The sequence below is a fragment of the Saccharospirillum sp. genome (genome assembly GCF_039982735.1).
Taxonomy (GTDB): Bacteria; Pseudomonadota; Gammaproteobacteria; order Pseudomonadales; family Natronospirillaceae; genus Saccharospirillum.
In genome coordinates, this window is the sequence record NZ_JBDWXV010000023.1 from 234351 (window position 1) to 261213 (window position 26863).

Genomic DNA, 26863 nt, shown 5'->3' on the forward strand with positions numbered 1-26863 from the left:
ACGTACCCCCGCTAAACCCTCTTTTGCTGCTCTGCGTCTTTACAAAAGTTAACTACTGCTGGCCACCGGTAACACGGAATGGCCGGAGGGGTGGTTTATTCTCGCGATGCCTGCCTTCATGTAGACATTAAGGTGACCGGTCAATGGCAGGCACAGGTCTTTGACGAACTCCGGGTTTTGCCTCAGAGGTGTCGGCCATCCGCCGCAACGGCCAACAGCTTATGCATTGATATTGGCAACAGGACACAGACCATGAAAACCGATGAACTGACCATCGCGCCGCTAGATCCTGCCCGTGTTGCACGGGTGGAGAACTGCGGTGGTACGATCATACCGCTAGAGCCTCTGGGTACGGAGGTTCGAGGCATAGATCTGATATCAGAGACGTTACCGGACCCCGAGGTTGTGCAGGCGCTGGAACTTGAAATGGCAAACCGGGGCTTCATCGTTTTTAAAAATGACCAGCCGCTGAGTGTCGATGACTTTTTACGGTCAAGTTGCTTGTGGGGTGGCAGAGCGCTTCATAGCACACACGGTATGCATCCGTCGACGCCCGGGAATAATCCGCATATCTTCCGCTTGTCGAACGATCGCCGCGCTGGCATTCCCGGCGTGGGCCCGCAATGGCACAACGATGGCAGTTTCATCGCCGCCACCTTTTCGCATTCGGGTTACCACATCATAAGGCCGGCCGAAAAAGGAGGCGGTACCTATTTTGCGCATCAGGGGGCCGCTTATGACGCGCTGCCTCAGAATCGCCAAGCGTATTGGCGTCGGCTCTCGTCGGTGAATTCCGCATCGGGGGTGGTGCATCCGGTCGTTCACAAGCATCCGATCTCCGGTCGCCTGTGCATCTGGTTGCACCTGGGCATGACCGGCGCGGTGATTGAAAAGCGAACCGATGGCGATGGCTTTCGCCTGTTGAACGCAGATGAACTGACCCGGCTGTGTCATGAATACAACGATATCCTGAATGCCGGGCTCGAGAACGGTTATGCGGCTATTTATGACTATCGGGAAAATGACTGTGTGTTCATCGATAACCTGGCCGTCGCTCACCGCGCTTCGCCGGAAGCCCATTTGCCACCCGAACAGCAAGGGTTGAGAATCATGCATCGCAGTACCGTTAAAGGCGTACGCAACCTGGCACCGACTGTTGAGCTGCCTCAATTTCTGAACATTGATGGCCCCAGCCCCTTCGGGGAGGGCGTCTGGAAAAGCGGTGGCGTTGGCTTTCGATGGGAAGATGACATTCCCATGCAGAATTAAGAGAACGGGCGTTTGCACCGGTAGTGAACTTCAGCGTTTTATGCCCAACCCTGGCGCCAGTTGTTTTCATCCTTCAGTACCGTCCAGTCTATTGGCTCCGATCGGTTTGTAAAAACGGCTTCGAGCAAACAATGAATGACCTCTCCCTCCTCATTGAACTCCACCTCCGTAACGAGGAAGTGCTTTTCCTTATTGGAGGGGTTGGTCGCCGTCCATTTGCTGTGGAGTAGTTTTCTCGGGTTGATGTTGATCACGGTAACTTCCTGTTTCGGGTTGAGACCCTTTGCATATTACCCAGAATACAATTGAGATCGGCTGTTTCCGGAGCGCTCAAGGGTGCACTGGTAGATGGTAGGGTTTACTTGTTGCCCCATATCTTGGCGACGGCTTTGTCACTTCCCAGAGCGCCCACAACCACACACACGAACCCGATTAGGAAGAAAGCGAGAACGGGGAAGAGGCCGCCCAACTGCGCAGAATTAATGGCCAGTACAGCCGATATTACCGACAGAAACAGGAACAGTACGCCGACTGCAAGCAGAATCTTTCGGTGTGACTTGTCGTAGCGGAATTGATCGTCGCCCGATTCAAAAATACGCAGAACGGGCTGGAACAGATGTCTGAGTGTGTTTTTCATGAACGTTTGCTCGTTGTGAGGGGCATGGCCGTGGTTTCAGCGTTGACACAAGGGTACTGTGAACGGCCCAATGTCACCAGTTCGCTGGCATTTTAACGCCGTGTATCTGGCCACTTTGCCAATACTGGCTCCTCATTGAGGGACGTTTGTGCATTCCAAACACAGTCGCCTGGACCGATTCATTGCGAAGTCCTGTCAGATTCCACTGAAATCGGTGAAGCCGTTGCTTGCCCGTGGAGTCATCACCGTCAATGGTGTGCCGGTTAACGATGGCCAATGGCGGGTCAGCGAGTTTGACCGAATTGAATGCCAGGGAACGATGCTACAGCACCGTTCACCGCTATACCTCATACTGCACAAGCCTGTTGGTGTCGTCTGCGCAACCAGAGACAAGCAGCACACTACCGTGTTGGATTTGATTGATCACCCGGCCAAAGACGAGTTGCATATCGTGGGTCGATTGGATCTGAATACCTCCGGCCTTGTCTTGCTGACCAATGATGGCCGCTGGTCGCGCCGGTTGACGGCGCCGGAAAGTAAGGTGCCCAAGCGGTATCAGGTACGGGTAAAAGAACCCTTGGATGACCGGTATGTGCAAGCGTTTGCCGAGGGGATGTATTTTGAAACTGAAAACATCGTGACCGCGCCCGTCGCGCTGACGATCACCTCTGCCACAACAGCCGAACTGGTCCTGACCGAGGGTAAATACCACCAGATCAAACGCATGTTTGGCCGGTTCCGTAACCCGGTACTGGCGTTGCACCGCAGTGCAGTAGGCCCTTATGAGCTGGACGATTCGCTGGCCCCGGGTGAATTCAGGCTTTTGGAGGTACCCCGTGATGGCCGTCATAGCCGTTGACTGACGCCGGCTTCCACCCTGCCAGTGCTGCACCTTCCGGTTTATAGATCTCGACGATCAAAGGAAAACAGGCCGCCGCATCGCTGGAGTGGCTTGCGCTGCAATCGCCACCCGGGCAGGCAGAGAGCGCACCGAGCAGGTCGATTTCTGCAAAGAACTCCAGATAGTCACCCGGGCGGACCGGGCTGGCCTTCATAAAGTACTGGTGGGTATCCCGGGTGAAGCCGGTGCACATGAAGACATTGAGCACATCGTGAACATGCTGTTCCGCCCCGGCTAAAGGCAGGTTCTGTTGCTGTGCCAGCGCGCGGGTGAGGTTGGAGTGGCAGCAATGGTGGTAGTGCCCGGTATTGAGCAGGTAGCCGGTGTAGGGGTCACAGCGGGTGCCGATTACATCGTGAACGCTGGCGCCATCATCATCCCACCCATACCAGTCGAGCGTGTCGGCGGTGATGGTTGCCATCGGCCTCAGGTAAGGGAAACTGCCCCACAGCCGGTCACCGGTACTGAGGTGGGTGCCGTGCAGGGCGCGTGTTTTGCCGCTGTAAAAGCGTTCCGCCAACTGGTGCTGGTTCCACAGGTTCAAGTCGCCCACCTGGGCGCCCTCGGTGCTGATGATGCGGAAAAAGTGCCCGGCGGGCACGTGGAAGGTGGCAGCATCGCGGGGGTTTACCGTAACTCGGTCGGTCCGCGACAGGGTAGCGCGGGCCCGGTTTAACCGGTCGGAATCGTAATGCGGTAACTGATCCGGCGGGTAAGCGATAACGGGCTTGGCAGCTCGACGCATTCGGGCATCGATTGGTTCGGGGTGTTCAGCAGGGGGTTTCATTAGATGGCGGTCTCCTGTTGGCCGGGTTTTGGATCCGGTCAGGCGCACGGGTACGTAGTAAACCGGTAAATGCTGACTTCTGTCCGTTAAACTTAAACGACTTGCGCGATAAACTACAGCCTCGGTGCGTGATGGCATCGATTCAAAGGACACGTCACCAAAGGACATTGTTACCCATTGTGAACAAAGAATCCGATGTTATTGTTAACCGCAACTGGCTGGTGGCCTGGGGGGCCATCATAGCGCTGTCGCTGTCGGTGTATTTTCTCAACCCGGAGTGGTTTGCGCCGCGAGCATTGCGTCAGTTTTTTAACGACAATCTGATCGTTAGTCTGTTTCTGTATTTCGTGGTGTCCACACTCAGAGGCTTTACGCTCATTCCCTCGACGCCGTTTGTATTGGCCGGGGTATTGGTGCTTCCACCCCTGCCCCTGTTCCTGGTCAATCAGGTGGCGGTGTATACCTCTTCGGCCATTGTGTACTTAATGGCACGGCAGGTCCGCTTCGACCAGTATTTCCACGAACGATACCCCCGTCAGGTTGAGCGTCTGACCCGGTTACTCCACAAACGCGAGCTCGTTGTCATCAGCATTTGGGGGTTTGCCCCCTTTGTGCCCACCGACATGATCGTCTATGTGTGCAGTATTCTTCGCATCAAATTATGGAAAACCCTGCTGGGCGCCTCCATCGGTGAAGGGGTGATCTGCGCGATCTATATTTTTGGCGGATCGCATGGGTTGGGCCTGTTGCTGGGCCCGGTTTAATCGGGCGTTTTCGAGGCCCAAATGGCCAGGCGATGACGCATGTCCTGTTGCGATATCTGGTCATTCGGCAGTGGCTGAATCACCTTGTCGTGCACCAGTAAGCGATAAATGTACTCAATTTTCGCTTCGGCGGAATCCGTGGGTTCAAACTCGACCACGCCTCTGGCCTCGCCGTATGCCTTGCCCATGGCAATGGCTTTTTTGACCAGTTCTTTTTCATTCTTGAGTTTTTTCATGCCGGTGTTCCCCGTTAGTGTTCAGAGCATAATGTTGAAACGATGGTGGGGCGAGCCCATAACAAAGCAGTCAGGAGGTTGCTTCAACGGCGATTGAGCGGGCCTGGTTTCAGTGTAAACGCGGCTCCGCTGTCGTCCAGTCGGAGCGTTTCATTTGCAGGGTGACCTGCCATACTGGGTTTGTCGCCCGCATCAGTGTAAAGGCAAGACGTTTATGTCATCGGAACCCCGGGGTAAAAACTGGAAGCGCATCGTCAATGCGGTGCTGTCGCCAGAGCCGGACATTGAAGCCGCCGTGTCGCCGCAGGTGCAGGGCGAGGCTCCGGTGCTCTGGCTGCTGGGCAAGGTGCAATCGGGCAAGACATCGATTGTGCATGCCATTACCCGCCACCCCGAAGCCGAGATTGGCGCAGGCTTCAAACCCTGTACCCGCCACGCCCGGCTGTTTGATTTCCCGCCGGAGTTGCCGCTGGTTCGCTTTATTGATACCCGTGGCCTTGGCGAAGTTGATTATGCGCCGGAAGACGATCTGACCGAACAGGAACACCAGGCCGATGCGCTGATCGTGGTGGCCCGCGCCATGGACCCGCAGCAGGATGACGTCTTTGCCCAGGTGCATCGCATTCGCAAACGCCACCCCGGTTGGCCGGTCGTGCTGGTGCAGACCCGGCTGCACGATGGCTACCCGGACGACCGGGATCACCCGGACTACGCTGAACTGCAACGCGACACCGGCCTGACCGATCTGCAACGCGCACTGATGACTCAGGCGGCCAGGCTGGAAACGCTTCCGGGCCCGGGGCCCGTGCATGCCGTGGCGGTGGATCTGACCCGCCCTGAAGACGGCTTTACCAACCCGGATTATGGCCTGGAGGCCCTGCTGGCCGTGCTGGACCAGGTGCTGAATGCCACCCAGAGTGAACAACTGCGCAGTCTGCAACTGACCGATGCCGATGCCCGGCTGCAACAATTGCATCCACATCTGGTGGGCTATGCCACTGCCGCTGGCCTGACCGACCTGATCCCGCTGGCGGGTTTTGTAACGGTGCCGACCTTGCAGGGCAAAATGCTGCATTCCATTGGTCGCATTTACGGGCTCGACTGGGACCGTCGCAGTCTGGCCGAGTTCGGTACCTCACTGGGGTCGGGCACTCTGGTCGGCATTGGGGCCAGTTTTGCGGCGCGTCAGCTGGGCAAGCTGGTCCCGGTTTACGGCCAATCGGTCGGCGCTGTGGCCGCAGGTACGGCCAGTGCGGCGGTCACCTATGCGCTGGGTAGGGCGGCCTGTTATTACCTGAACCAGTCGGCGCAGGGCAAGGCGGATCCTAAAGGTGTTGCCAACGCCTACCGAGGCTCGCTGCAAGAGGCTTACCAAATGTTTCACGACCGCATGCGCAGGGAGCACCATGACCGCGACGATTAAACGCCGCTGGCGCGGGCCGATCATCATCGTGATGGGTCTAGTGCTGGTGCTGATGGTCTTGCCGTTGTTGTTATTGATCCCCCTGGGCGGGCTCTGGCTGTGGCAGCAAGGTTGGCTGTTACTGTGGTTTTTGGGCACGGCAGTGCTCACCGGCGGCGGCTACTTGCTGGTGCATCTGCTGCAACGCCGCCTGATTGGCAGTATCGAAACGCCGGCCGAGACCACCGCGCCGGTTTCGCCGCCAGAACCAGACTGGTCGGCTCAGGACCTGGCGGCCTGGACCGAGGTGCAGCAACTGGCCCGGGATACCGACAAAATCATACTGGGTAGCCAGACGTTGCTAATGGAACGGGCACGTCTGGTCATTGAGCACGTCGCCCGCCACTATTATCCGGATCACAAAGACCCGGTCTGGAATTTCACGCTGCCCGAGGCATTATTGCTCAGTGAACGGGTCAGCCTGAGGCTCCGGCTGGTGCTGGGTGAGCATGTTCCGGGGTCCAGTCACTTCCAGGTAGGGCAGGTGATGCGGCTCTGGCACCTGGGCAGCTCCAGCCAGCCCTATTACAAAGGCGCCAAAACCCTGTTCCGGCTGGTGCGGGCGGTGAACCCGATGTCGGCGGTACTGGCGGAAGTCCGGGAGCGCCTGTTGAACGTCGCATTCGACCGAACCAGCGACTATTTGCAGCAAAAAGGCGCTCGCATCTGGGTCGAGGAAGTCGGTCGGGCCGCCATAGACCTGTATTCCGGGCGCTTGCAGGCCGATGCCGGCCAGATGGCCAAACTGGCGGAGCATGAGCAAGCGACGCGCCCGCCGCCGGGGCCGGTTCAGGTGCTGGTCGCAGGCCAGCTCAAGGTGGGCAAGTCGAGCCTGGTCAATGCCCTGCTGAATGACACTCAGAGCGCGGTCGATGTACTGCCGATGACGGCCCGTGCCGAGCGCTATCAGTTAAGTGATGAGGCGGGCGAGCCGCTGGCGGTTCTGATAGATACGCCAGGCGTGAGCCACGAACTGAGCACGGAAGAATGGGGGGCGCAGCTGGAGTCGGTAGACTGTATTTTATGGGTGGTGTCGGCACACCGGGCTGACCGGGCACTGGATCGGAAGGCGCTGGACGCCATTCGTGCCTGGTTCCGTGACAACCCGACCCGGCGGCAGCCGCCGATACTCGGGGTGGTCAGCCACATAGATCGCTTGTCTCCCGCTCGGGAATGGTCGCCTCCCTATGACCTGTCCAACCCGGCATCGCCCAAGGCTGTTGCCATTAGCGAGTCGCTGCAGCACATCGCAGCAGACCTTGCTTTGCCAGAGGCGGATCTGGTGCCGGTGCGGCTCGACCAGGGCGCCGACGGCTATAACATCGATCTACTCTGGAGTGCCGTTTATGAACGCCTGGAGCAAGCTAAACACGGCCGGGCCCAGCGGTTGAACCGGCTGGGGCGCAAGCGGGACTGGAAAAGCGTGATGCGCCAGGCGCGCGGTGCAGGTCGTCTGATACGTCAGGGGCTTAAGCGTTAAGCGTTCGCACCTGAACCAACGCACAGTTTGAACCTTTTTCACTTGCGCAGAAAGCCGACCTGTCTAATTCTGGGGCTCTGGTGGCACCCGGCCACCATCGCTGCTTACAGGGCTCGGTTCAAACATGTCTGCACAACGGTTTCACCTGGTCTGCCTGGGCTTTCAGGATTCAGTGTCCAACAAGACTCAGCTCAGCCTCACGCTCAAGGAACAACTTAAACTCAGCGACGCCCAACTGGCCGATCTGATGGCCAACCGGCGCACCGTGCTGGCGCGCAACCTGCCGGAAGAGAAAGCCCGTCAGTGGGCCAAAAAACTGACCCGGGCTGGCCTGATCATCGAAGCCGAGACGGCAACGGCGAACCAGAAAATCTCGGCCGATGAACTGCGCCAGCATTTGTTGGACGGCGGGCTCAGTCACTATTTTGCCGGGCGGTACCGCCACCCGGATGAAGAGCTGGAAACCCGGTTTAGTCTGCTTATTCTGGCTGCGATTCCTTTTGCGGTTTATCTGCTGTTACCGCTGATCGCACTGTTGCTGGTGTTGCCGCTGATCTCGGTATCTGTCTGGGCCAGCCAGGCCGGTGCAGCCCTGACGCAACTGATCATCGCTGGTATTCTGCTGGTGCCCGCTGCACTGTTTAGACCGCGTCGCCCAACCACTGAGGGGCTGGAGCTGGATCCGGATACCGAGTTGCTGTTATTCGCGTTAACGCATGAAATTACCACCTACCTGAATACCGCTTCGGTCACCACCATTCGCATCAGTAATGCGCCCTTTGTTACCGTGCGCCAGAGTTCACTGCAATGGCTGCGGCGCCGGTGTGAGGTGGAGATCGGTCTGCCCTATCTTCAGGCGGTCACCCTACAGCAGCTGACCGGCGAAATGACCCGGCAACTGGGTGCCCTGGCACCGCCTTTTACCTACTGGACCTGGGGGGCCTTCAACCAGTGGCAACACACGCTGGCGCGGCTTAAACCCGACTGGTCCGGCGCTCTGATGCTGCGCGTCGCGCCCATGGTCGAGCACCTTCAGACGCGCCAGGAGGCCATGATGCAAACCCTGATCGGGCACCGGGAAGCGCGCCAGGTAACGCGGTTGACCCGCAAGCTGAACAGTCTGATGCCCGTCTGGCAGGAGTTTCAGTCTTTTTGCACTACCCTGGGCGTAACCGCAGATCAGTGGCTGGAGTGGATCGGACCGGCAGAATCGACCCCCGATGCCGATGAAGAAACCAGCCAGGGCCAGTTTCGCATGGCCTCGCCCGCTACCTGGGTGCTGTCCAGCGCGGCAGGTTATCAGAAAGCCCTGAACCGCGAGGCCGGGGTTCGAATGCCAGCCAGTACCCTGTTGAAGCACTACCATACTTACCAGAAGCAACAGCAACGGGTTAACCAGACCGGCATTGACGTGAATGCGCTGGTGCCGCCCGCCAGTGCGATCAGTGGCAAAGCCGTGCGGCCTGCCCAGGTGATGCGTCACTACAACGCTACCCGGGCAACGCAAAAAGCCGCCATGGCGCACGCCCTGGGTCTGCAAAAGCATCCGCCCAAGCAGGATCTGGCATCGCTGACCCAGCGCTGGCGCAGCAGTGCTCAGGGGGTGTGGCCCAGGGCGGCCTTGTCCCACCCGAACCTGGCGCTGGGCAAGACGCTGTTTTCCGCCTTGCAGTCGGCGCAGCAACTGCATCTCTGGGCTGGGTTCGAACCCGCTACCCAGGAGGCAAAAACACTGCGCGATCGGCAGTTGGCCCGGTTGTACCTGAACTGGTACCAAACCATGCTCAAGTTACCGGCGCTACCCCTGGGTGCCCCCGTCGGCCGGCAAAGCCTGGCCCAACAGCTGGCGTTGCCCGAACAATGGGACGCTCCGGCGAGCCTGTCGCAGACCGGTCGTTGGGTCAACACTCTGCAAATCTACTGGACGATGGTGGCGGGCAGTCTGCTAAACTCTGGCGCTGAGACAGAGAATGAGCAGGCTGCGGCCTGAAACGCCGATGAAACCCTGGCAATCCGTGCTCGATTTCTGGTTTGGTGACCAGGAGCCGCCCGAGCCGCACTATCAAAAACGCTGGTTCAGCGGTGGCAAGGAAACCGACCGGCTGATCGCCGAACGGTTCGCTACCGACCATCAGCGCGCCATCGATGGCGAATTGAGTGCCTGGCTCGAGCACCCGGAAGGGCGACTGGCGCTGATCATTCTGGTCGACCAGTTCAGTCGCAATCTGTATCGCGGTCGTGCCGAGGCCTTTGCCTGGGACCCGCTTGCCCTGCAGTGGAGCCAGCAAGCGCTCGATAACGGACATCTGATGTTGCTCGGCATGAGTGGCCGTATGTTCTGCCTGATGCCACTGATGCACGCCGAGTCACTGGAGTGCCATCAGGTACTGGGCCAACAGATCGACCAGTTGTTTAACGATTACCCCAGCGCCCGGGAAGCACTGAAAAGCTTTCATGATGCCGCCGGAGAGCACCGGGTCATCATCGAGCAATTCGGCCGTTACCCGCACCGCAATACCGTTCTGAATCGGCCGTCGACCCCGGCTGAGCAAGATTACCTCTCACAGAATAACGCTCGATTTGGTCAATAAATGATCAGCTCTCGTCTATACTGTGGTCAAAACCCTCACGTTGTTGGAGACACCATGTTTAACGCACCCACCCCATTCGCACGGTTACGTTTACTGTTATTGGTGCCCTTGCTGGCACTGACGGCGGTCTTTGCCCAGGCGGAAGACCTGACAGAAGACGACGTTAACCAGATGGTGCGCAACTACATTCTGGAAAACCCGGAAATCATCATGGAAGCCATTGGCATTCTGCAAGAGCGCGAGCAGGCAGCCCAGCAGGCCAGCCAGAATGAACTGTTAGCCTCTGTGGGTGATCAACTGACGAATGCCGACAAGGATCCGGTAGGTGGCAACCCGGACGGTGACATCACCCTGGTTGAATTTTTCGATTACAACTGCGGCTACTGCAAACGCGCCTCGGAAACCGTTAAGGCATTGACGGAAGCCAACCCGAATCTGCGTGTTGTGTATAAAGAATGGCCGATTTTGTCTGAGACCTCGGTGACCGCTGCCCGTGTGAGTCTGGCGATCAGTGAACTGTACCCGGATGAGTACCAGGCCTATCACGATGCTCTTCTGGCTCGTCCGGGCAGTCTGGGTCAGGACAGCGAGGTCTGGCAGGTGGTCGACTCTCTGGGGCTCGATCGAACTGAGCTGGAAGAGGAAAGCAAGGCCGACTGGGTTCAGCAAACCCTGGCCAGCAACCGGGCACTGGCCCAGCAATTGAACATTACCGGCACACCCACCTTTGTGGTGGGTACCGAGATTCTGCGCGGCGCTTTTCCACAGGCCGATATTCAGGCTGCCATTGATGCCAGCTTGCAATAAGTAATCCCCGGGCCCGCAACGGGCCTGGTGCTTCGGGGGGGTGAGTCTTAAAACAGGCTCAACCGCCCTGTGTCGTTTATACCCTTGATCAGTCGGCAGGTTGTGCCCAACGATGCCGTAATTGCTCCGCAGTTTCCGGGCGTCCGAATAAATAGCCCTGATACGCCAGACACCCTTCCTGCTTCAGCCATTCACGTTGTTCCTCTGTTTCAACCCCTTCGGCGATGACGTTCAGGTCGAGGCTGTGTCCGAGCCCGATGATGGTGCGGGCTATGGCAGCGGCGACAGGGTCGATAAGTACGTCGGCGACAAAAGTTTGGTCAATTTTCAGTTGGGCCAGTGGCAATCGCTTCAGGTATGCCAGCGACGAGTAACCGGTTCCAAAATCATCGAGTGCTACATCCACCCCCATGGCCTTGAGTGCGCTGATGTTGCGAATGGCATCGTCCAGGTCGTCGATCAGCATGGTTTCTGTCAATTCCAGTTTTAATCGCTCTGCCCGGGCACCGGTCTGGGCCAGCACTTCAGCTACGATGGCGGTAAAATCTGCCGACCTGAACTGCACCGCACTGACATTGACCGACATTGACAGGCCAGAGGTTTCGGTTTGCCCGGCCCAATGCACCAGCTGCTGGCAAGCCGTCAGCAATACCCAGCGGCCGAGTGGCAGGATCAGCCCATTGCGTTCGGCCAGTGGAATAAACTCCATGGGCGACACCAGACCGCGCTGCGGGTGTTGCCAGCGCAGTAACGCCTCGGCACCAATGACCTGTTGCCGGTCATCAAATTGAAGCTGGTACACCAGAAAGAAATCCTGATCGGCGAGGCTGGTGCGCATATCGGCATCGAGCGCCAGGCGCGTTTGCAGTGCGATATGCATCTGCTCGGTAAAGAGACACCATCCGTCGCGTCCATTGAGTTTCGCCTGGTGCATGGCAACTTCAGCGTGTTTAAGCGTTTGCCCAAGGTCACCGGCCTCAGCGGGTTCAAGCAGGGCCAGGCCAATGCTGGCGGTGCAGTGATTGCTGAAATCGCGCCACTCATAGCCGTTGCGCATGTGTTGCGTTACCTGTTCACAAAAAGCGCTGGCCGGGTCGTCCGGTGTGCCTTCTGTGAACATCACTATCACAAATTCATCGGCACCGAGGTGGATCAAATGGCCCTTGTCCGACAATGCGTTGGTAAGTCGGCGGACGACTTCGATGAGTAACTGATCGCCATAGTCGTGCCCGTGTGTGTCGTTAATGTCTTTGAAGTCATCGAGGTCGAGCACCATCAGGGCAAGACCCTGGTGCGGGGGCCGGTTGAGCATGGCAGGGGCCAGGTAGTCGAACAGATAGGCGCGATTGGGCAGGCCGGTCAGTGGTTCGTAATACGCCAGATACTGGATTCTGGCCTCCCTGTCCTTCTCTTCGGTAATGTCCGTCGAGATACCGCACAGGGCATAGATTGACCCCTGGTGATCGTGTAACGGAATCTTGATGGATAAGAAGGTGCGCTCCTCGTCCCTACCTTTGAGCGTCTCTTCAGCACGCACTGGGTGTCCCTGGGCAAAAACCTGTCGGTCATTACTCAGATAAGGGGTTGCCATGGTTTCACCAAACAGATCCGAGTCGGTCCGATCAAGTATTTCTTCTTTTCGTTTACCCAGAAAATCGAGCAGTTGCTGGTTGGCATACTGATATTTGAAATCGCGATTTTTGATATAAATGAAGGCGCCGACACTGTCGAGAATGGTCGTCAGTTTGCGTTCACTGTCTGACAAAGCCCGGGTGCGTGCAGCTACAAGGTGGCGTAGCCAGGTAATCAGCAGAACGGTTATGGCCAGCAAGGCCAGGGCTGTTGTCAGCGATAGAATCAGCCAGCGTGGAATCAGGGGTTTTGGGGGCAGGTTTTGCCATTCATTGAGAATATCGAAGTAGACCGAAGCACTGTTTGCGCGCCAGTTAGTGAGTTGCTGGTCGATTGCCGCCAACAGATCGGATTTCTGGCCCTTGCCAGTGGCGAAATACAACTGCGAGGGTTGAAACGCGATGGGAGTGGCCACCAAGTTGTATTGGGCAGCGTGCAAGGCACCGTACAGGTAGTTTGAAACCGCGGCGTCGGCTTCACCATCGCGGACTCTGCGAAATGCCTCGGGGTAGTCTGGTGCTTCAATCAACTCAGTCTGAAGCCCAAAATTGATGAGCATCGACTGGAAATACGGAAGTTGAACAGAATCTTGCAGCAGGGCGACTCGTGCGTCGTTCAACTGAAAGATGGAGACGATGGGTTGGTCTGGCCGACTGTAGAGTTGCGACCAGCTGTTCAGTGCTGGCTGCTGATGAAAGTCAAAGCGGCGCTGGCGGTCGTCGGTGAGGGCAACATCGGGCATCAGGTCAAGCTGGCCGGTTTCCAGCCAGTTCAGACACTGGCTCCAGTCGCAGGGCCGATAGTCGAGAGTCCAGTTTTGCGTAACCGCAATTTCATTGAGCAAGTCGATAAAAATGCCTGCGGGCTCACCAGCGGTATTGGTGAACACCTTGGGTTCGTTCTCGTAGAGCCCAACCCGCACCACCTGGCCCTGCCCGGACGCGTCGATCTCGGCCATGCTGTGCAGGGAGAAGAAAATGAAGGGGAAAACCCTGAGCGTTCGCCAGATATCCCCCGGTCGCCGGCTCGGCCTAATCTGCGTCAACCAGGCTAACAGTCCTGTGAAAACGTTCAATATCAACCGCGCAACTCCCATTGTGGTTTAACCGGACCAGGGTAGCTGCCGGTTCATTAATGGGTCAGTTTAGACGTTTTTTTTAACACCGTATGTGTGAGCGGACAGGCCCGTCTGACGGTATCTGACGTTACCGGGCGAAGGCCGATAGGTATGAGGCCAGGGTATGGCTTAATGCCGGTGTTTGCTATTCACCCGTTCGTGTTGCGCCTGAATGCGGGTTAAGCCATCACTGATGACCGTGTGAGCGAGTTTTGTGCCTTCGCTGGCTTTTAGGCTGCCGAGGTTAATGGGCGGGTGAATGATGACGTCGATGGTGCCAGGCAGTTTCACGAAGCGCTTGTTCAGCCAATAATCGCCGGAATTGTGAGTTACCGGAATCAGTGGCACGCCCGCTTCCTTGGCCAGGCGCGCGCCCCCTTGCTGAAAATTGCGAACCTTGTGGGGTTCTGCCCGGGTGCCTTCCGGGAAAATCAGCACGAAAATACCGTCGTTCAGGCGCGGTATGCCCTGTTCGAGAATCTGGTTCATGGCGCCTACCCGGTCGGCCCGGTCGATCGCGATGGGGCGCAACATCGAAAACGCCCACCCGAAGAAGGGGATTTTCAGCAGGCTGCGTTTGATCACCTGCGTCTGGGGCCGAAACAGCCGCTGCAGGAAAAAGGTTTCCCAGGCTGACTGATGATTGGACACTACTACCCCCGCGGTACCGTCGAGGTTTTCGAGCCCGGTAATGCGGTACTTGATGCCCAGAATCCAGCGGCTGGCGAACACCGTCAGCTTGGCCCAGGTACCCACCACGAAGTGATAGCGCAACCGGTAGGGCAGCAAATAGGCAAAGAGGGCGCAAAACGACGCCCACAGAATGGTAAACGGCCCGTAGAAAAAGGCATAAAAAACAAAGGTTCGCAGGTAGGCCAACCACATAGCGTCAGCTCTCGCCAGATTAAAAGTGGCGCCCAGTGTACCGACAAACAGTGTCCGGGCGATGTCGTTTAAGTGAATTTAGCCTTTCCCCGGGGGAAGAGACGCGGGCCGGAGCTGGCCCGCATTCACTCGCCTTACTGGGCCTGTAGTACCGAAATGTCGGCCACTTTCAGAAACAACTGGCGCAATTTCGACAACACCGCCAGGCGGTTGTTGCGCACCGCAGCATCGTCGGCCATCACCATGACACCATCAAAGTAGGCATCAACGCTGTCGCGCAGGCTGGCCAGGTGCTGCAGGGCGCCCTGATAGTCTACGACCGCCAGCATAGGGGTGATATGAGCCTCGGCTGACTGTATTGCCTGCCAGAGGGTGCTTTCGGCGTCGGATTCAAACAGGGCGACGTCGACGCCGTCACGGATATCCCCTTCGGCCTTGGCCAGCAGGTTTGAAACCCGTTTGTTAGCGGCCGCCAGCGCTTCGGCTTCCACCAGATGACTGAAGCTGGCCACGGCTTTCACCCGGCGGTCGATGTCCAGCGGTCGGCTCGGGTTCAGCGCCCGCACGGCCTGGAACACATCGTGGCGGAAACCGGCATCGGCGTACCAGGCACTGAAGCGGTCGAGCGCATAGTCGACCACCTGGGGTACCAGGGTATCCCGCTGCGGCAGATTGGCATTCTGATCGGCGGCGAAGGTGACCAGCTCGACCAGATCCAGATCCAGATCGCGCTCGACCAGAATGCGCAGCACCCCAAGGGCAGCCCGGCGCAGTGCGAAGGGGTCTTTGGTGCCGGTTGGCGGCTGGCCGATGCCAAACAGACCGGAGAGGTTATCGAGCCGGTCGGCCAATGCCACCGCCATGCCAGCGCGGCTCAGCGGCAGTTCGTCACCGGCACCGGCGGGGCGGTATTGTTCGATAATAGCCTGGGCTACAGCCTTGGGTTCGCCATCGTGCAGGGCGTAGTAGTAGCCGGCAATGCCCTGCATGTCGTCGAATTCAAACACCATGTCTGTGACCAGATCGGCCTTGGCCAGCCAGGCGGCGCGTTCCGCCTGCTCGACGTCATCGCCCAGTCGCCGGGCGATTTCACCGGCGATGGCGCGCAAGCGGGTGGCCTTGTCGTACATCGACCCCAATTGCTGTTGAAAGGTCACCGACTTGAGTTTCTCCACCCGGTCGACCAGAGGGGTCTTGCGGTCGGTATCCCAGAAAAAGGCGGCATCGGCCAGGCGCGGGCGAATGACTTTCTCGTTACCGGCGATTACCTGGGCCGGGTCTTTGCTTTCCAGGTTGGCGATAAACACAAAGCGTGGCGCCAATTCACCCTTGCTGTCGTGCGTTGGGAAGTATTTCTGGTGCTCCTGCATCGACGATACCAGCGCTTCGGCCGGTACCGAGAGGAAGCGGGATTCGAAACTACCGAGCAAGGCGACCGGCCATTCGTTCAGCGCCGTCACTTCGTCGAGCAAATCGGGGTCGATGACCACCTCAACGCCTTCGGCTTTGGCCACGGCTTTTGCCTGAGTTTCAATGTAGTCGCGGCGCTCATTGAACGACGCCAGCACCTTGCCTTGCGTGCGCAATGTCTCGGCATAGGCGGCCGGTTCGGAAATCTCGATATCGACCGGCGCGTGGAAACGATGGCCCCGGCTTAACCGGCCGGATTCAATGCCATAAACGGTGGCAGGCACCACGTCGTTGCCCAACAGCATGACCAGCCACTGTACCGGACGTACAAACTCGTCGCGGCTTGTGCCCCAGCGCATGCGCTTGGGAATCGGCAGGGCATCGAGGGTTTGCTGTACCAGCTCCGGCAGCAAATCTGCCGTGGCCTTGCCAGGTTCGACGCCACGGTAGACCAGCCATTCGCCCTTGTCGGTTTCCATGCGTTCCAGCGCATCGACGCTGACGCCGTTGCCGCGGGCAAAGCCTTCGGCGGCTTTGGTCGGTTTGCCTTCGGCATCGAAGGCCGCTTTGACGGCGGGGCCCCGGCGTTCGAAAGCCTCGTCCGGTTGCGCCAGCCCCAGGTCACGAATCAAAACGGCCAGTCGTCTCGGCGCGCCATAACGTTCGGTGTCGCCGAAGCTCACGCCAGCGTCTTTCAGGCGCTGGGTCAGGCCATCGGCGAAGGCATCCTGCAAGGGTTTCAGTGCCTTGGGCGGCAGTTCTTCGGTGCCCAGTTCAATCAGAAAATCAGCCTGTGTCATGTGGTCTTAGTCCTTGTTCCCGGCACTGAGAATTTCTTCGCGTAGCGCTGCTGGCGCCATCGGAAAGCCCATGGCTTTGCGGGCTTCATAGTAGGCTTTGGCGACATCCCGGGAGAGGGTGCGAATGCGCAGAATATAACGCTGGCGCTCGGTAACCGAGATGGCGTGGCGGGCGTCCAGCAAGTTAAAGGTGTGGCCAGCCTTGAGAATTTGCTCGTAGGCAGGCAGCGGCAAGTTCAAGTCGATCAGCTTGCGGGCTTCCCCTTCGTGGTATTCGAACTGGTGAAACAGGTTGTCGACATCGGCGTGTTCGAAGTTGTAGGTTGACTGCTCGATTTCGTTCTGCAGGTACACATCGCCGTAGGTGACCTTGCTGCCATCGGGGCCGATGGTCCAGACCAGGTCGTAGACGTTATCGACGTCCTGAATGTACATGGCCAGGCGTTCCAGGCCGTAGGTGATTTCGCCGGAGACCGGGTAACACTCAATGCCACCGACTTGCTGGAAGTAGGTGAACTGAGTCACCTCCATGCCGTTCAGCCAGACTTCCCAGCCCAGACCCCAGGCACCCAGCGTCGGGTTTTCCCAGTTGTCTTCAACAAAGCGGATGTCGTGCACCAGAGGGTCAACACCAATAGCCTCCAGCGAGCCCAGATACAGCTCCTGAATGTTGCTCGGGTTCGGCTTCAAAATGACCTGGTACTGGTAATAGTGCTGCAGGCGGTTCGGGTTTTCGCCGTAACGACCGTCGGTCGGGCGACGCGATGGCTGCACATAGGCCACGTTCCAGGTTTCTGGCCCGATGGCGCGCAAAAATGTCGCCGGATGGCTGGTGCCTGCGCCCACTTCCATATCCAGCGGCTGCAGAATCACACAACCCTGGTCGGCCCAGTATTGTTGCAGCGTCAGAATCAGGCCCTGAAACGTCTTCAGATTGCGGGCCGTGGTTGAATCGTTGGGTGGTGCTGTCGATGGCGTGGTCTGTTCAGTCACAGCGAAACATCCTGATGTCGGAAGGTCAAAAATCAAACGCAGCATTATACATAGGCGGTGCGGCGGGGTCACTGTGGCTGGGAGACACTGGCCCGCGACGGTTACCGGGTAAACCCTTGTGGGGTCGGGCGGGATGCCGCCCACTCAATCCATCCATGGAGCCTAGGCCGCAGCATCCATGCTGCGGACTACCCCACAAGGGTTCACCCGGCATCCGCCGCTAGTGTCACCGGCACACTTAAGCTTTAGTGCTAACTGCGCCAGAAGTGCGGCGAGAACAGAACAAGCAGGGTGAAAATTTCCAGTCGGCCCAGCAGCATGGCGATGCACAGCACCCATTTGGCCACGTCGGGAATGTTGGCGTAATGGCTGGCGACGTCGCCGAGACCGGGGCCCAGGTTGTTCAGGGCCGCCGCCACAGCTGACCAGCTGGTGACGAAGTCCATGCCGGTGGCGAGCAGGGCAAACAGAATCAGCCCGTAGATCATAATGTACATGCTGAAAAAGCCCCAGACGGCTTCGATGACTCGGTCGCCAACAGGACGCTTGCCCACCTTGATCGGAAACACGCCTGCTGGGTGAATCAGCCGTTTGATCTCGCGCAGACCCTGTTTCAGCAGCAACATGGTGCGTATGGCCTTGATGCCACCTGCCGTGGACCCGGCACAACCACCAATAAAAGACGCCAGTATCAGGAAAAACGGCAGGTACAGCGGCCAGGAGGCGAAATCGGCCGTACCGTAGCCGGTGGTGGTGAGCAACGAAACGGATTCAAAGATTCCGTAGCGTAAGGCTTCGCCTGGGGCATAGACGCGGGTGACCATCAGTGTCGCGGTGGTCATGACCACGAACACCAGCAGAATGACAATAAAGAACCGGTACTCGGGGTCGAGCAGGTATTGCTTGATACTGCGATTGCGCCAGGCGACAAAGTGCAGGCCAAAGTTCGCGACCGACAGGATCATGAAGACCACGGCGACCATTTCGATGGCGACACTGTCGAAATAACCCATGCTGGCATCATGGGTTGAGAAGCCGCCAATGGCGACCGTGGAAAAGCTGTGCGCGATGGCATCGAAGGGACTCATCCCCGCGATCCAGTAGGCCAATGCACAGGCAATGGTCAGAGCCGCATAGATGTACCAGAGGGCCTTGGCCGTCTCGGTAATGCGCGGTGTCAGCTTGGTGTCCTTGACCGGCCCGGGGGTTTCGGTGCGGTACAGCTGCATACCACCGATGCCCAGCATGGGCAGTACTGCCACGGCCAGCACGATGATCCCCATGCCGCCCATCCATTGCAGTTGCTGACGGTAGAACAGCAGGCTTTTGGGCAGCGAGTCGAGGCCGACGACGACGGTGGCACCGGTGGTAGTCAGCGCGGAAAAGCTTTCAAAGAAGGAGTCGGTGTAGGTCACCGTGGCCGTTGGGGCCAGATGGATCGGTATGGAACCGGCCAGGCCCAGCACCACCCAGAACAACACGGTGATGACAAAACCATCGCGCGTGCGCAGCTCACCCTGGTAATGCCGAACCGGCATCCAGCTGACAAAGCCGGCCACGAGCGTTAGCAGGAAACCCAGAATAAAGGCGTTGTGAATGCCGTCCTGATAATAGAAAGACACCAGCACCGACGGCAGCATCGACAGACTGAAGACCATCAGCAGCAAGCCAAGAACCTTGATGGTCATTCGATAGTGCATCTCTCGGGCTAACTCCAGGCAAGTTGGTTATTTGGTCTACGTTGGCGTGAGTTCGGGTCACGGGTCAGTTTCAATCCGCCGCCGGACAGAGACACGTCCCTGTGCCGATGTTCGGGACGCGGGCTTCCTGCCCGCTGCTCCTTGAATCTACCCCGCAACCTTGGATTCATCGCTAACCTAAGGCTTCTAAAAGAACGTCAATCCCACCTGGAACAATCGCTCGACGTCGCTGATTCTTCGTTTGTCGATCAGGAACAGGATGACGTGGTCGTCGGATTCAATGACCAGATCATCGCGGGCGATCAAGACTTCCTCGTTGCGCACGATTGCACCAATGGTGCAGCCTTCGGGCAGGTCGATGTCTTCGATGGCCCGGCCGACCACTCTGGAAGAACGCTTGTCGCCGTGAGCGATAGCCTCAATGGCTTCCGCCGCACCGCGGCGCAGGGAGTGCACATTGACGATGTCACCGCGGCGCACGTGGGTCAGCAGGCTGCCAATGGTGGTTTGCGAAGGTGAAATGGCAACGTCGATTTCACCGCCTTGCACCAGATCGACATAGGCCGAGTTGTTGATCAGCGTCATGACTTTACGCGAACCGAGGCGTTTGGCCAGCATGGAGGCCATGATGTTGGCTTCGTCGTCATTGGTCAGTGCCAGAAAGATGTCGGTGTCTTCGACGTTTTCGTCGAGCAATAAATCCTGGTCGGAGGCGTCGCCGCGCAGCACAACGGCATGATTGAGATGTTCGCTGAGCCATTGGCAGCGGGCTTCGTTGCGTTCCAGCAATTTAACCGAATAGCGGCTTTCGAGGCCCAGCGCGAGCCGATAGCCAATGTTGCCGCCACCGGCGATGATGATGCGTTTATAGGAGCGCTCTTTGCTGCGCAGCTCACTCATCACCGCTCGAATGTCGGTGCGCCCGGCGATGAAGAACACTTCATCATCGGCTTCGATGACGGTGGATCCTTCCGGGATGATGGGCCGGTCTTTGCGGAAAATGGCGGCAACCCGGGTGTGCACCGAGGGCATGTGCTGTTTCAGGAACCGCAGCTCCTGGCCCACCAGCGGCCCGCCGTGGTAGGCCCGCACGGCTACCAGTTGCAATTTGCCACCAGCAAAGTCCAGCACCTGAAGGGCCCCTGGCGTCTCTATCAACCGCTGAATGTAATTGGTGACCAGTTGCTCGGGGCTGATCAGTACATCGACCGGAACGGCTTCCGGTGTAAAGAGTTTTTCACTGTGCTGGGTATATTGTGGGCTTCGAATACGGGCGATCTTGGTCGGCGTGCGAAACAGGGTGTAGGCTACCTGGCAGGCTGCCATGTTGACTTCGTCGCTGCTGGTCACGGCAATCAGCAAGTCGGCGTCTTCGGCACCGGCCTGGGCCAGAATATTGGGCAATGACGCCATGCCGGTGACGGTACGTATGTCGAGCCGGTCCTGCAGGTTGCGCAGGCGCTCGGCATCGGTGTCGACGACGGTGATGTCATTGTCTTCGCTGGCCAGGTTCTCCGCCAGCGTGGCGCCGACCTGGCCGGCACCCAACATGATAATTTTCACGCCTGTGTCCTTTTACGACCTATTCAGCCACTTTTTCAAGCAACGCAAAATAAAACCCATCATGGCTGCCTGGTTGAGGCAGCCACTGTACCCCGACCTCGACCTCGGCGTCACCCGCCAGTTGCAGCTTAACGGCTCTGGCATCGGCCTGGCGCGCAAGAAAGGCACTGATGCGCTCCGAATTCTCCCGCTGCAACAGCGAGCAGGTTGCATACAGAAGGGTTCCGCCCGGTTTGAGCGTTTGCCAGAGGCGATGCAACAGGGTGTCCTGCACCTGGGTGAGGAACTCAACGTCTTTGGGTTTGCGCAGCAGCTTGATGTCCGGGTGGCGGCGAATGACGCCGGTGCCGGAGCAGGGGGCGTCGAGCAATATTCGGTCAAAGGGGGTGCCGTCCCACCAGCTTTTCAGCTCGGCCGCATCGGCTGCTTTCAGGTCGGCCTTAAGGCCAATGCGGGTCAGGTTTTCCTGCACCCGCTCCAGTCGCCCGGCGTCGATGTCGAGGGCGGTGACCTGAACATCCGCCCGTTCCAGCAGGTGGCCGGTTTTGCCACCCGGTGCAGCGCAGGCGTCGAGAATGCGCTCGCCGTCTTTGGGGTCCAACAGAAAGGCGCATTGCTGCGCGGCTTCGTCCTGAACGCTGACCCGGCCCTGCTCGAAACCCGGCAACTGCAATACGCCGACCGGTTGCGCCAGGGTGACGGCTGAGGCTGTGATGGCCGAGGGCTCGACTGACAGGCCAGCGGCGTCGGCGTCTGTCAGCCAGGCTTCACGGCTGCCCTGGCGCTGATTCACACGCAGGGTCATCGGCCCCTGATCGTTGCTGTTGGCCATGATGTCGAGCCACTGTTCCGGGTAATCCTTGCGCAGTTGGCGGGTCAGCCAGCCGGGCATGGCGTGCTGGTTCTGAAGGTTGGTGAGCAGTGCCTCGCGCTCGCGCTGAAAGCGCCGCAATGCCGCATTCAACAGGGCTTTGGCCCAGGGCTTTTTCAGCGGCTTGGTGGCGTCGACGGTTTCGTTGAGGGCGGCGTGTTCGGGTATGTCCAGGTACATTAATTGGTACAACCCCACCAGCAACAGCATCTGGATCACCCGCTCTTTATGCTGAATGGGCTTGTCGAGCAGGGTGCGTGACAGTTCGTCGAGGCTGAGGTAATGCCGAATCGTTCCATACACCAGTTTCTGGTAGAGGCCGCGATCGGTCTCTTCCAGGGTGTCGCGATAGCGCGGCAGCAAGTCGCTCAGCGAGCGACCCTGATCGGCGACTTGCAATATGGTCTGAGCCGCCAGGACACGGACATTCTGGCTCATGGGGCGGCCTCGACTGGGTGGGTGCTGGTGAAAACCGGGTCGGCTTCGAAGGCCGCACGGCGCGCGTTCAGTACATCGGCGGTCGCCATGGCTTTCTTGCCGGGCAATTGCAGTCGTTCGATTACCAGGGTGCCTGTGCCGCAGGCAACCACCAGGTCGGCCGGATTGAATTGCTGGATGGTACCGGGCGAGTGGGTAGCGGACTGGTCACCGGCGCGGGCCTGGTGAATGCGCAGCGTCTGGCCTTGCCAGTACGTATAGGCCCCCGGCCAGGGCGTCAGCCCGCGAATCTGGCGGTCAATGTGCGCGGCGCTTTCAGCCCAGTTGATCTCGCCTTCGGCCTTACTGAGTTTTTCGGCGTAGGTGGCGTCGGCATCGTTTTGCGGTTCGGCCTTTGCGGTGCCGGCTTCCAGGCTGGCCAGGGCATCGATCAGCGCGGGCTTGCCGCACTCGATCAGCGCGTCATGCAGGCGTTCGCTGGTCATGTCGGGTGTGATCGGGCATCGGGCCTTGAGCAGCATATCGCCGGTATCGAGCCCGGCGTTCATCTGCATGATGGTTACGCCGGTTTCAGCGTCACCGGCCAGCAGTGCCCGGTGAATGGGGGCGGCACCGCGCCAGCGGGGTAGCAGGGAGGCGTGAACATTGATGCAACCCAGGCGCGGTGCATCGAGCACAGCCTGCGGCAGAATCAGCCCGTAGGCGACGACGATCATCAGGTCGGCGTTTAACGCCGCCAGTTCTGCCTGGGCGTCGCTGTTGCGCAGCGTGGCGGGCTGATACACCGGAATGCCAGCCGCTTCGGCCACGGTTTTAACGGGCGATGCCGTGAGCTTGCGCCCACGCCCTGCTGGTTGGTCAGGGCGGGTGTAAACGGCAATAACCTCATGATCAGAGCCGAGTACTGCGCGCAGGTGCTCTGCCGCGAACTCGGGGGTTCCGGCGAAGATAACCTTCAGCGACATGAATCAGGACGCCATCTGTTTGTGCTGTTTTTCCAGCTTCTTGCGAATCCGTGTGCGCTTCAGGTTGGACAGGTAGTCGACGAAGAGTTTGCCATCGAGATGGTCGATCTCATGCTGAATGCAAATGGCCAGCAGATCTTCAGCAACCAGTTCAAAGGGCTCGCCATCAACATTCAGTGCCTTCACATGAATCTTGTCGGAGCGGGTTACTTTCTCGTAATAGCCCGGTACCGACAGGCAGCCTTCCTGGTAGTCGATATCGTTGCCGAGTTTTTCGTATTCGGGGTTGATGAAAATGTGTGGCTCATCCTGCTCTTCGGAGATATCCACCACAATCACGCGTTCATGCACGTTCACCTGACTGGCAGCCAGGCCAATACCCGGTGCATCGTACATGGTTTCCAGCATGTCGCTGGCCAGGGTGCGAATGCGGTCATCGACCGTCTTTACCGGTTTGGCGACGGTTCGCAAGCGCGGATCGGGGTATTCGAGTATGTCCAGTAATGCCATGGTTCCAGTGCCTTGTCTTAATTCGGAGTGTTATGAGCGCATTTTACACAATATGGGCGCAAACCGGTGCTTGCAACGCAAGGCAAGGTGCTAAAAACGGTAAAAAATCCGGGACATACAGCGTTAGGCCATGACTTCTACCCGGGGTTTGGTCCGGGTTTAGTGTGACATTGCTCTCAAAACCAGCGATAAAGCGTCTAAAACAGCTCACAGTGGGCTTTAATATGTCTCGCTAAGCGATTGACTGCTAAACTAAAAGTGGTCACTCTTAGAGCAGGTGTAAGCGCTTAATACGGACCCGGCCCCAGGTACCTTGACCGGTGAAGAGTTAAAGCTAGTCCCGGCGGGTTACCAACCGCGATGAATTGAACGGCAAAATCTGCCTGTTTTGCAGGTCGGCTTTCCGGGCGACTGCTTATATACTGATCACTCCAGTGATCGTTTGGTTACCAATTAATATTGATCGCACCATTGACCTTATTGTGGCGCACCATAGACCGTACCGTAGATTGTTATAGGGAAACTGGCCATGAGGAACACCATCGCAGCTTTTGTCATTCTGTGCTTCGGCGCGCTTCCTGCGTGGTCGGAAAACGTTGCGCTCAATGCCGATGTGCCCGAACGCTATACCGTTCAGAAAGGCGATACACTCTGGGATATCGCTGAAATGTACCTGGCCGACCCCTGGAAATGGCAGGACATCTGGCAACTCAACACGCAAATTGAAAACCCGCACCTGATTTACCCCGGCGATGTTATCGGGCTCATTCTGGTCGATGGCGAACAGCGGCTGACGACGCTCACCCGGGGTGAAGATGCCAGCACCGTGCGCGTTTCGCCGGAAGACGTTGAAGGTGGCCTGGTCAAATTACGACCCACCGCCCGTGTCACCCCCATTCTGGGTGCCATCCCTTCCATTCCCCGTGAATACGTGGCGGGTTTCCTGACCGGCAACCGCATTCTTTCGGAAAATCAGCTCACAGAAGCGCCTTACATCGTCAGCGGACAGGAAGGCCGTCTGATTGTGGGCGCTGGCGATACCGTTTACGCACGGGGTGATTTCGACGAATCTCTGCGCACCTACCAGATATACCGCGAAGGCGAGCCACTGACAGACCCTGACACGGGCGAAGACCTGGGGTTCGAAGCGATCGAACTGGGCCAGGCACGCCTGTCGGATTACAGCCGCGACATCGGCACCCTGGGCCTGCAGCGCACCAACCAGCAAATTGGTCTGCGAGACCGTCTGCTGCCTTCCGACGAGACGCTGTTGAATTCCATGTTCTACCCGAGTGAGCCACCCGATGGCGTTGAAGGTGAGATCCTGCGGGTTGCGCGCGGTGTGCGCAGTATTGGTCAGTTCGATGTTGTCACCATCAACAAGGGAGCACGCGAAGGATTGGAAGCGGGCAATATCTTCCGGGTCCATTTGCGTGGTGACCGGGTGCGCGACCCGATTACCAATGATCGCCTGCAACTGCCGGAAACAGACGCCGGGTTGATGATGGTCTTTCGAGTGTTCGAGAAAGCCTCTTACGGCCTGATTCTGGAAGCCGATCTGCCCATGAGCGTGGGTGATCAGGTGCGTTCACCGGGTTTCTGACCGGTCGCACCCGTCCGGGGCTGCTCATGGTAGAGCGGTTCCGGCCTCAAGCAGTAAATCGTCATGTCCGGCAGGGAAACAGCCGGAGCCACATCAGGGAAAAGGACCCGTTTGCATGGATGAACGCCTGCACTGGCTGTGCTGGGTATTGACGCCCGGTTTCGGCCTGAAACGTTGCCACCAGCTTTTGGACGTGGTGGACGACCCCCGCGACCTGTTCCGGCACGCCCGGCGCTGGCCGCTACCCCCCGCTATCAAGCAAACCCTATGCGACATTCACAACCTGGGTGAACAGCACCCTGTATACCGGCGTGCGCTGGAGCAGATGCGCTGGCAGCAGCAGGAAAATTGTCATCTGGTCAGTTTGCAATGTGACGCCTACCCGCTGTTATTGACCCACATTCCAGATCCGCCTCTCATGTTGTGGGTGCGGGGTAATCCGGATCTGTTGGCGCAGAGCCAGGTTGGTGTGGTCGGCAGCCGCAATGCCAGCCTCTCGGCGCGCAAACATGCCCTGACCCTAGGGCGCGGGATCAGTGAAGCTGGCTTCGTGGTCACCAGTGGCGGTGCGGCGGGTATCGACGCCTGTGCCCATGAGGGCGCGCTGGAAGGCAGTGGCAAGACACTGGCGGTGCTCGGCTGCGGTGTCGATGTTGTTTACCCCAAGCAGAATGCAGGGCTGTTCTCCCAGGTAATAAGTCACGGTGCCCTGGTGTCCGAATACCCGTTGGGCACGCAGCCCAAACCCGGCCATTTTCCACGACGAAACCGCATCATCAGCGGGTTGAGCGACGCCATTGTGGTGGTGGAAGCGGCCGAGCGCAGCGGCTCACTGATTACCGCAGATCATGCGCTGGAACAGGGCCGCGAGGTGTTTGCACTGCCCGGCGACATCAGCAATCCAAATACGGCAGGCTGCCACCGGCTGATTCAGGATGGCGCTCAGCTGCTGACCAGCATTGATGATTTGCTGGGCGATGGTATGTTGGAATCTCTGCGTATTCGTTCACCCGAAGCACCCTGCCCACCGCTGGACCCAAACCTGCCCGAACTGCAAACCACCCTGTTGGGGTTGCTGTCATCGGAGCCCCAGCCGCTGGATGTACTCAGTGACCATCTGGAATGCCCGTCCCAGACTTTGCTGGAACCCCTGCTGGAACTGGAGTTGGCCGGATGGATTCAACAGCAACCCGGGGGTTATTGCCGACTTTAAATGCCGTAGGATATGGAAGGACGCGGGACAATAAAAGACGCGGAACACCAAGGGACGCAAAACATGAAAAGACGTAAAACTAAAAAGACGTCAATTAGGCTCTTGCGTCAGTTCTTGTTCTGCGTCTGTTCATGTCCTGCGTCTTTCGATGTTTCGCGTCTTTTATTGTTCCGCGTCTTTTAATTCAGTACCCTTCCCCGCTCCCTGGTCTGAATCCGGATTCCCTTAT

At 58.4% G+C, this 26863-nt stretch carries 23 protein-coding genes; 10 read left to right on the plus strand and 13 right to left on the minus strand.

Annotated elements, in window-relative coordinates; all coding sequences use genetic code 11:
• Positions 1 to 252: 252 nt before the first annotated feature.
• On the plus strand, positions 253 to 1269 hold the full coding sequence (locus tag ABJT94_RS20010) for a TauD/TfdA family dioxygenase (protein WP_348477807.1): 1017 nt from the start codon (positions 253 to 255) through the stop codon (positions 1267 to 1269).
• 38 nt (positions 1270 to 1307) lie between these two features.
• Here ABJT94_RS20010 and ABJT94_RS20015 read toward each other — a convergent pair whose 3' ends face one another.
• Together ABJT94_RS20015 and ABJT94_RS20020 are read right to left on the minus strand one after the other, a co-directional pair.
• Complete coding sequence (locus ABJT94_RS20015; protein ID WP_348477806.1) at positions 1308 to 1523, minus strand: TIGR02450 family Trp-rich protein; 216 nt, start codon at positions 1521 to 1523, stop codon at positions 1308 to 1310.
• A 104-nt stretch (positions 1524 to 1627) separates the two neighbouring features.
• Entirely contained in the window at positions 1628 to 1906 is a 279-nt protein-coding gene (locus ABJT94_RS20020; protein ID WP_348477805.1) for a hypothetical protein, read from the minus strand.
• A gap of 148 nt (positions 1907 to 2054) precedes the next feature.
• Between ABJT94_RS20020 and ABJT94_RS20025 the strand changes: the two genes are divergently transcribed.
• Positions 2055 to 2765 (plus strand): 16S rRNA pseudouridine(516) synthase, encoded by a 711-nt coding sequence (locus ABJT94_RS20025; protein WP_348477804.1) that lies wholly within the window; start codon positions 2055 to 2057, stop codon positions 2763 to 2765.
• Here the strand turns inward: ABJT94_RS20025 and ABJT94_RS20030 are convergent.
• Positions 2722 to 3594, minus strand: coding sequence for a DUF1989 domain-containing protein (locus tag ABJT94_RS20030; RefSeq protein ID WP_348477803.1), 873 nt, complete (start codon positions 3592 to 3594; stop codon positions 2722 to 2724). The genes ABJT94_RS20025 and ABJT94_RS20030 overlap by 44 nt on opposite strands.
• Before the next feature lie 179 nt (positions 3595 to 3773).
• Here ABJT94_RS20030 and ABJT94_RS20035 point away from each other — a divergent pair, with 179 nt between their 5' ends.
• Entirely contained in the window at positions 3774 to 4358 is a 585-nt protein-coding gene (locus tag ABJT94_RS20035) for a VTT domain-containing protein (RefSeq protein WP_348477802.1), read from the plus strand.
• Here the strand turns inward: ABJT94_RS20035 and ABJT94_RS20040 are convergent.
• Positions 4355 to 4594, minus strand: coding sequence for a DUF5062 family protein (locus ABJT94_RS20040; RefSeq protein WP_348477801.1), 240 nt, complete (start codon positions 4592 to 4594; stop codon positions 4355 to 4357). The genes ABJT94_RS20035 and ABJT94_RS20040 overlap by 4 nt on opposite strands.
• Before the next feature lie 214 nt (positions 4595 to 4808).
• Between ABJT94_RS20040 and ABJT94_RS20045 the strand changes: the two genes are divergently transcribed.
• From ABJT94_RS20045 to ABJT94_RS20065, 5 genes are all read left to right on the plus strand, one after another.
• A complete protein-coding gene (locus ABJT94_RS20045; protein ID WP_348477800.1) occupies positions 4809 to 6017 on the plus strand; it encodes a GTPase in 1209 nt (402 codons plus the stop codon).
• Positions 6001 to 7536 carry a GTPase gene (locus tag ABJT94_RS20050; protein ID WP_348477799.1) on the plus strand — a complete coding sequence of 512 codons (1536 nt, stop codon included), beginning with the start codon at positions 6001 to 6003 and terminating at the stop codon, positions 7534 to 7536. The genes ABJT94_RS20045 and ABJT94_RS20050 overlap by 17 nt, the downstream gene beginning before the upstream one ends.
• 124 nt (positions 7537 to 7660) lie before the next feature.
• A complete protein-coding gene (locus ABJT94_RS20055) occupies positions 7661 to 9526 on the plus strand; it encodes a hypothetical protein (protein WP_348477798.1) in 1866 nt (621 codons plus the stop codon).
• Complete coding sequence (locus ABJT94_RS20060; protein WP_348477797.1) at positions 9507 to 10127, plus strand: DUF924 family protein; 621 nt, start codon at positions 9507 to 9509, stop codon at positions 10125 to 10127. The genes ABJT94_RS20055 and ABJT94_RS20060 overlap by 20 nt, the downstream gene beginning before the upstream one ends.
• Before the next feature lie 54 nt (positions 10128 to 10181).
• Complete coding sequence (locus ABJT94_RS20065) at positions 10182 to 10934, plus strand: DsbA family protein (RefSeq protein WP_348477796.1); 753 nt, start codon at positions 10182 to 10184, stop codon at positions 10932 to 10934.
• 88 nt (positions 10935 to 11022) lie between these two features.
• Here the strand turns inward: ABJT94_RS20065 and ABJT94_RS20070 are convergent, their stop codons facing one another.
• The 9 genes from ABJT94_RS20070 to def form a co-directional block, all read right to left on the minus strand.
• Positions 11023 to 13611 carry an EAL domain-containing protein gene (locus ABJT94_RS20070; protein ID WP_348477795.1) on the minus strand — a complete coding sequence of 863 codons (2589 nt, stop codon included), beginning with the start codon at positions 13609 to 13611 and terminating at the stop codon, positions 11023 to 11025.
• 201 nt (positions 13612 to 13812) lie between these two features.
• Positions 13813 to 14568 (minus strand): lysophospholipid acyltransferase family protein, encoded by a 756-nt coding sequence (locus tag ABJT94_RS20075; protein ID WP_348477794.1) that lies wholly within the window; start codon positions 14566 to 14568, stop codon positions 13813 to 13815.
• Positions 14569 to 14702: 134 nt separating this feature from the next.
• On the minus strand, positions 14703 to 16778 hold the full coding sequence (gene glyS, locus ABJT94_RS20080; protein ID WP_348477793.1) for a glycine--tRNA ligase subunit beta: 2076 nt from the start codon (positions 16776 to 16778) through the stop codon (positions 14703 to 14705).
• Between the two features lie 6 nt (positions 16779 to 16784).
• A complete protein-coding gene (glyQ, locus tag ABJT94_RS20085; RefSeq protein ID WP_348477792.1) occupies positions 16785 to 17771 on the minus strand; it encodes a glycine--tRNA ligase subunit alpha in 987 nt (328 codons plus the stop codon).
• Between the two features lie 251 nt (positions 17772 to 18022).
• Complete coding sequence (locus tag ABJT94_RS20090) at positions 18023 to 19471, minus strand: TrkH family potassium uptake protein (protein WP_348477791.1); 1449 nt, start codon at positions 19469 to 19471, stop codon at positions 18023 to 18025.
• A gap of 186 nt (positions 19472 to 19657) precedes the next feature.
• Positions 19658 to 21034, minus strand: a complete 1377-nt coding sequence (gene trkA, locus ABJT94_RS20095) for a Trk system potassium transporter TrkA (RefSeq protein ID WP_348477790.1) — start codon at positions 21032 to 21034, stop codon at positions 19658 to 19660.
• 19 nt (positions 21035 to 21053) lie between these two features.
• Positions 21054 to 22343, minus strand: a complete 1290-nt coding sequence (gene rsmB, locus ABJT94_RS20100; protein ID WP_348477789.1) for a 16S rRNA (cytosine(967)-C(5))-methyltransferase RsmB — start codon at positions 22341 to 22343, stop codon at positions 21054 to 21056.
• Entirely contained in the window at positions 22340 to 23308 is a 969-nt protein-coding gene (gene fmt / locus ABJT94_RS20105) for a methionyl-tRNA formyltransferase (RefSeq protein ID WP_348477788.1), read from the minus strand. The genes rsmB and fmt overlap by 4 nt, the downstream gene beginning before the upstream one ends.
• Before the next feature lie 3 nt (positions 23309 to 23311).
• Positions 23312 to 23818, minus strand: coding sequence for a peptide deformylase (gene def / locus ABJT94_RS20110; protein ID WP_348477787.1), 507 nt, complete (start codon positions 23816 to 23818; stop codon positions 23312 to 23314).
• A gap of 529 nt (positions 23819 to 24347) precedes the next feature.
• Between def and ABJT94_RS20115 the strand changes: the two genes are divergently transcribed.
• Positions 24348 to 25421 carry a LysM domain-containing protein gene (locus ABJT94_RS20115; protein WP_348477786.1) on the plus strand — a complete coding sequence of 358 codons (1074 nt, stop codon included), beginning with the start codon at positions 24348 to 24350 and terminating at the stop codon, positions 25419 to 25421.
• 115 nt (positions 25422 to 25536) lie between these two features.
• The gene (gene dprA / locus ABJT94_RS20120; protein WP_348477785.1) at positions 25537 to 26634 is read left to right on the plus strand and encodes a DNA-processing protein DprA; all 1098 of its coding nucleotides are present in this window, start codon (positions 25537 to 25539) and stop codon (positions 26632 to 26634) included.
• The last annotated feature ends 229 nt before the right edge of the window (positions 26635 to 26863 follow it).

What these genes read in the sequence shown, in the direction of transcription:
- ABJT94_RS20010 (WP_348477807.1), top strand. Translation starts at nt 253, where the DNA reads ATGAAAACCGATGAACTGACCATCGCGCCGCTAGATCCTGCCCGTGTT.
- ABJT94_RS20020 (WP_348477805.1), bottom strand. Translation starts at nt 1,906, where the DNA reads ATGAAAAACACACTCAGACATCTGTTCCAGCCCGTTCTGCGTATTTTT.
- ABJT94_RS20030 (WP_348477803.1), bottom strand. Translation starts at nt 3,594, where the DNA reads ATGAAACCCCCTGCTGAACACCCCGAACCAATCGATGCCCGAATGCGT.
- ABJT94_RS20040 (WP_348477801.1), bottom strand. Translation starts at nt 4,594, where the DNA reads ATGAAAAAACTCAAGAATGAAAAAGAACTGGTCAAAAAAGCCATTGCC.
- ABJT94_RS20045 (WP_348477800.1), top strand. Translation starts at nt 4,809, where the DNA reads ATGTCATCGGAACCCCGGGGTAAAAACTGGAAGCGCATCGTCAATGCG.
- ABJT94_RS20050 (WP_348477799.1), top strand. Translation starts at nt 6,001, where the DNA reads ATGACCGCGACGATTAAACGCCGCTGGCGCGGGCCGATCATCATCGTG.
- ABJT94_RS20055 (WP_348477798.1), top strand. Translation starts at nt 7,661, where the DNA reads ATGTCTGCACAACGGTTTCACCTGGTCTGCCTGGGCTTTCAGGATTCA.
- ABJT94_RS20060 (WP_348477797.1), top strand. Translation starts at nt 9,507, where the DNA reads ATGAGCAGGCTGCGGCCTGAAACGCCGATGAAACCCTGGCAATCCGTG.
- ABJT94_RS20065 (WP_348477796.1), top strand. Translation starts at nt 10,182, where the DNA reads ATGTTTAACGCACCCACCCCATTCGCACGGTTACGTTTACTGTTATTG.
- ABJT94_RS20075 (WP_348477794.1), bottom strand. Translation starts at nt 14,568, where the DNA reads ATGTGGTTGGCCTACCTGCGAACCTTTGTTTTTTATGCCTTTTTCTAC.
- glyS (WP_348477793.1), bottom strand. Translation starts at nt 16,778, where the DNA reads ATGACACAGGCTGATTTTCTGATTGAACTGGGCACCGAAGAACTGCCG.
- ABJT94_RS20090 (WP_348477791.1), bottom strand. Translation starts at nt 19,471, where the DNA reads ATGCACTATCGAATGACCATCAAGGTTCTTGGCTTGCTGCTGATGGTC.
- rsmB (WP_348477789.1), bottom strand. Translation starts at nt 22,343, where the DNA reads ATGAGCCAGAATGTCCGTGTCCTGGCGGCTCAGACCATATTGCAAGTC.
- fmt (WP_348477788.1), bottom strand. Translation starts at nt 23,308, where the DNA reads ATGTCGCTGAAGGTTATCTTCGCCGGAACCCCCGAGTTCGCGGCAGAG.
- def (WP_348477787.1), bottom strand. Translation starts at nt 23,818, where the DNA reads ATGGCATTACTGGACATACTCGAATACCCCGATCCGCGCTTGCGAACC.
- ABJT94_RS20115 (WP_348477786.1), top strand. Translation starts at nt 24,348, where the DNA reads ATGAGGAACACCATCGCAGCTTTTGTCATTCTGTGCTTCGGCGCGCTT.
- dprA (WP_348477785.1), top strand. Translation starts at nt 25,537, where the DNA reads ATGGATGAACGCCTGCACTGGCTGTGCTGGGTATTGACGCCCGGTTTC.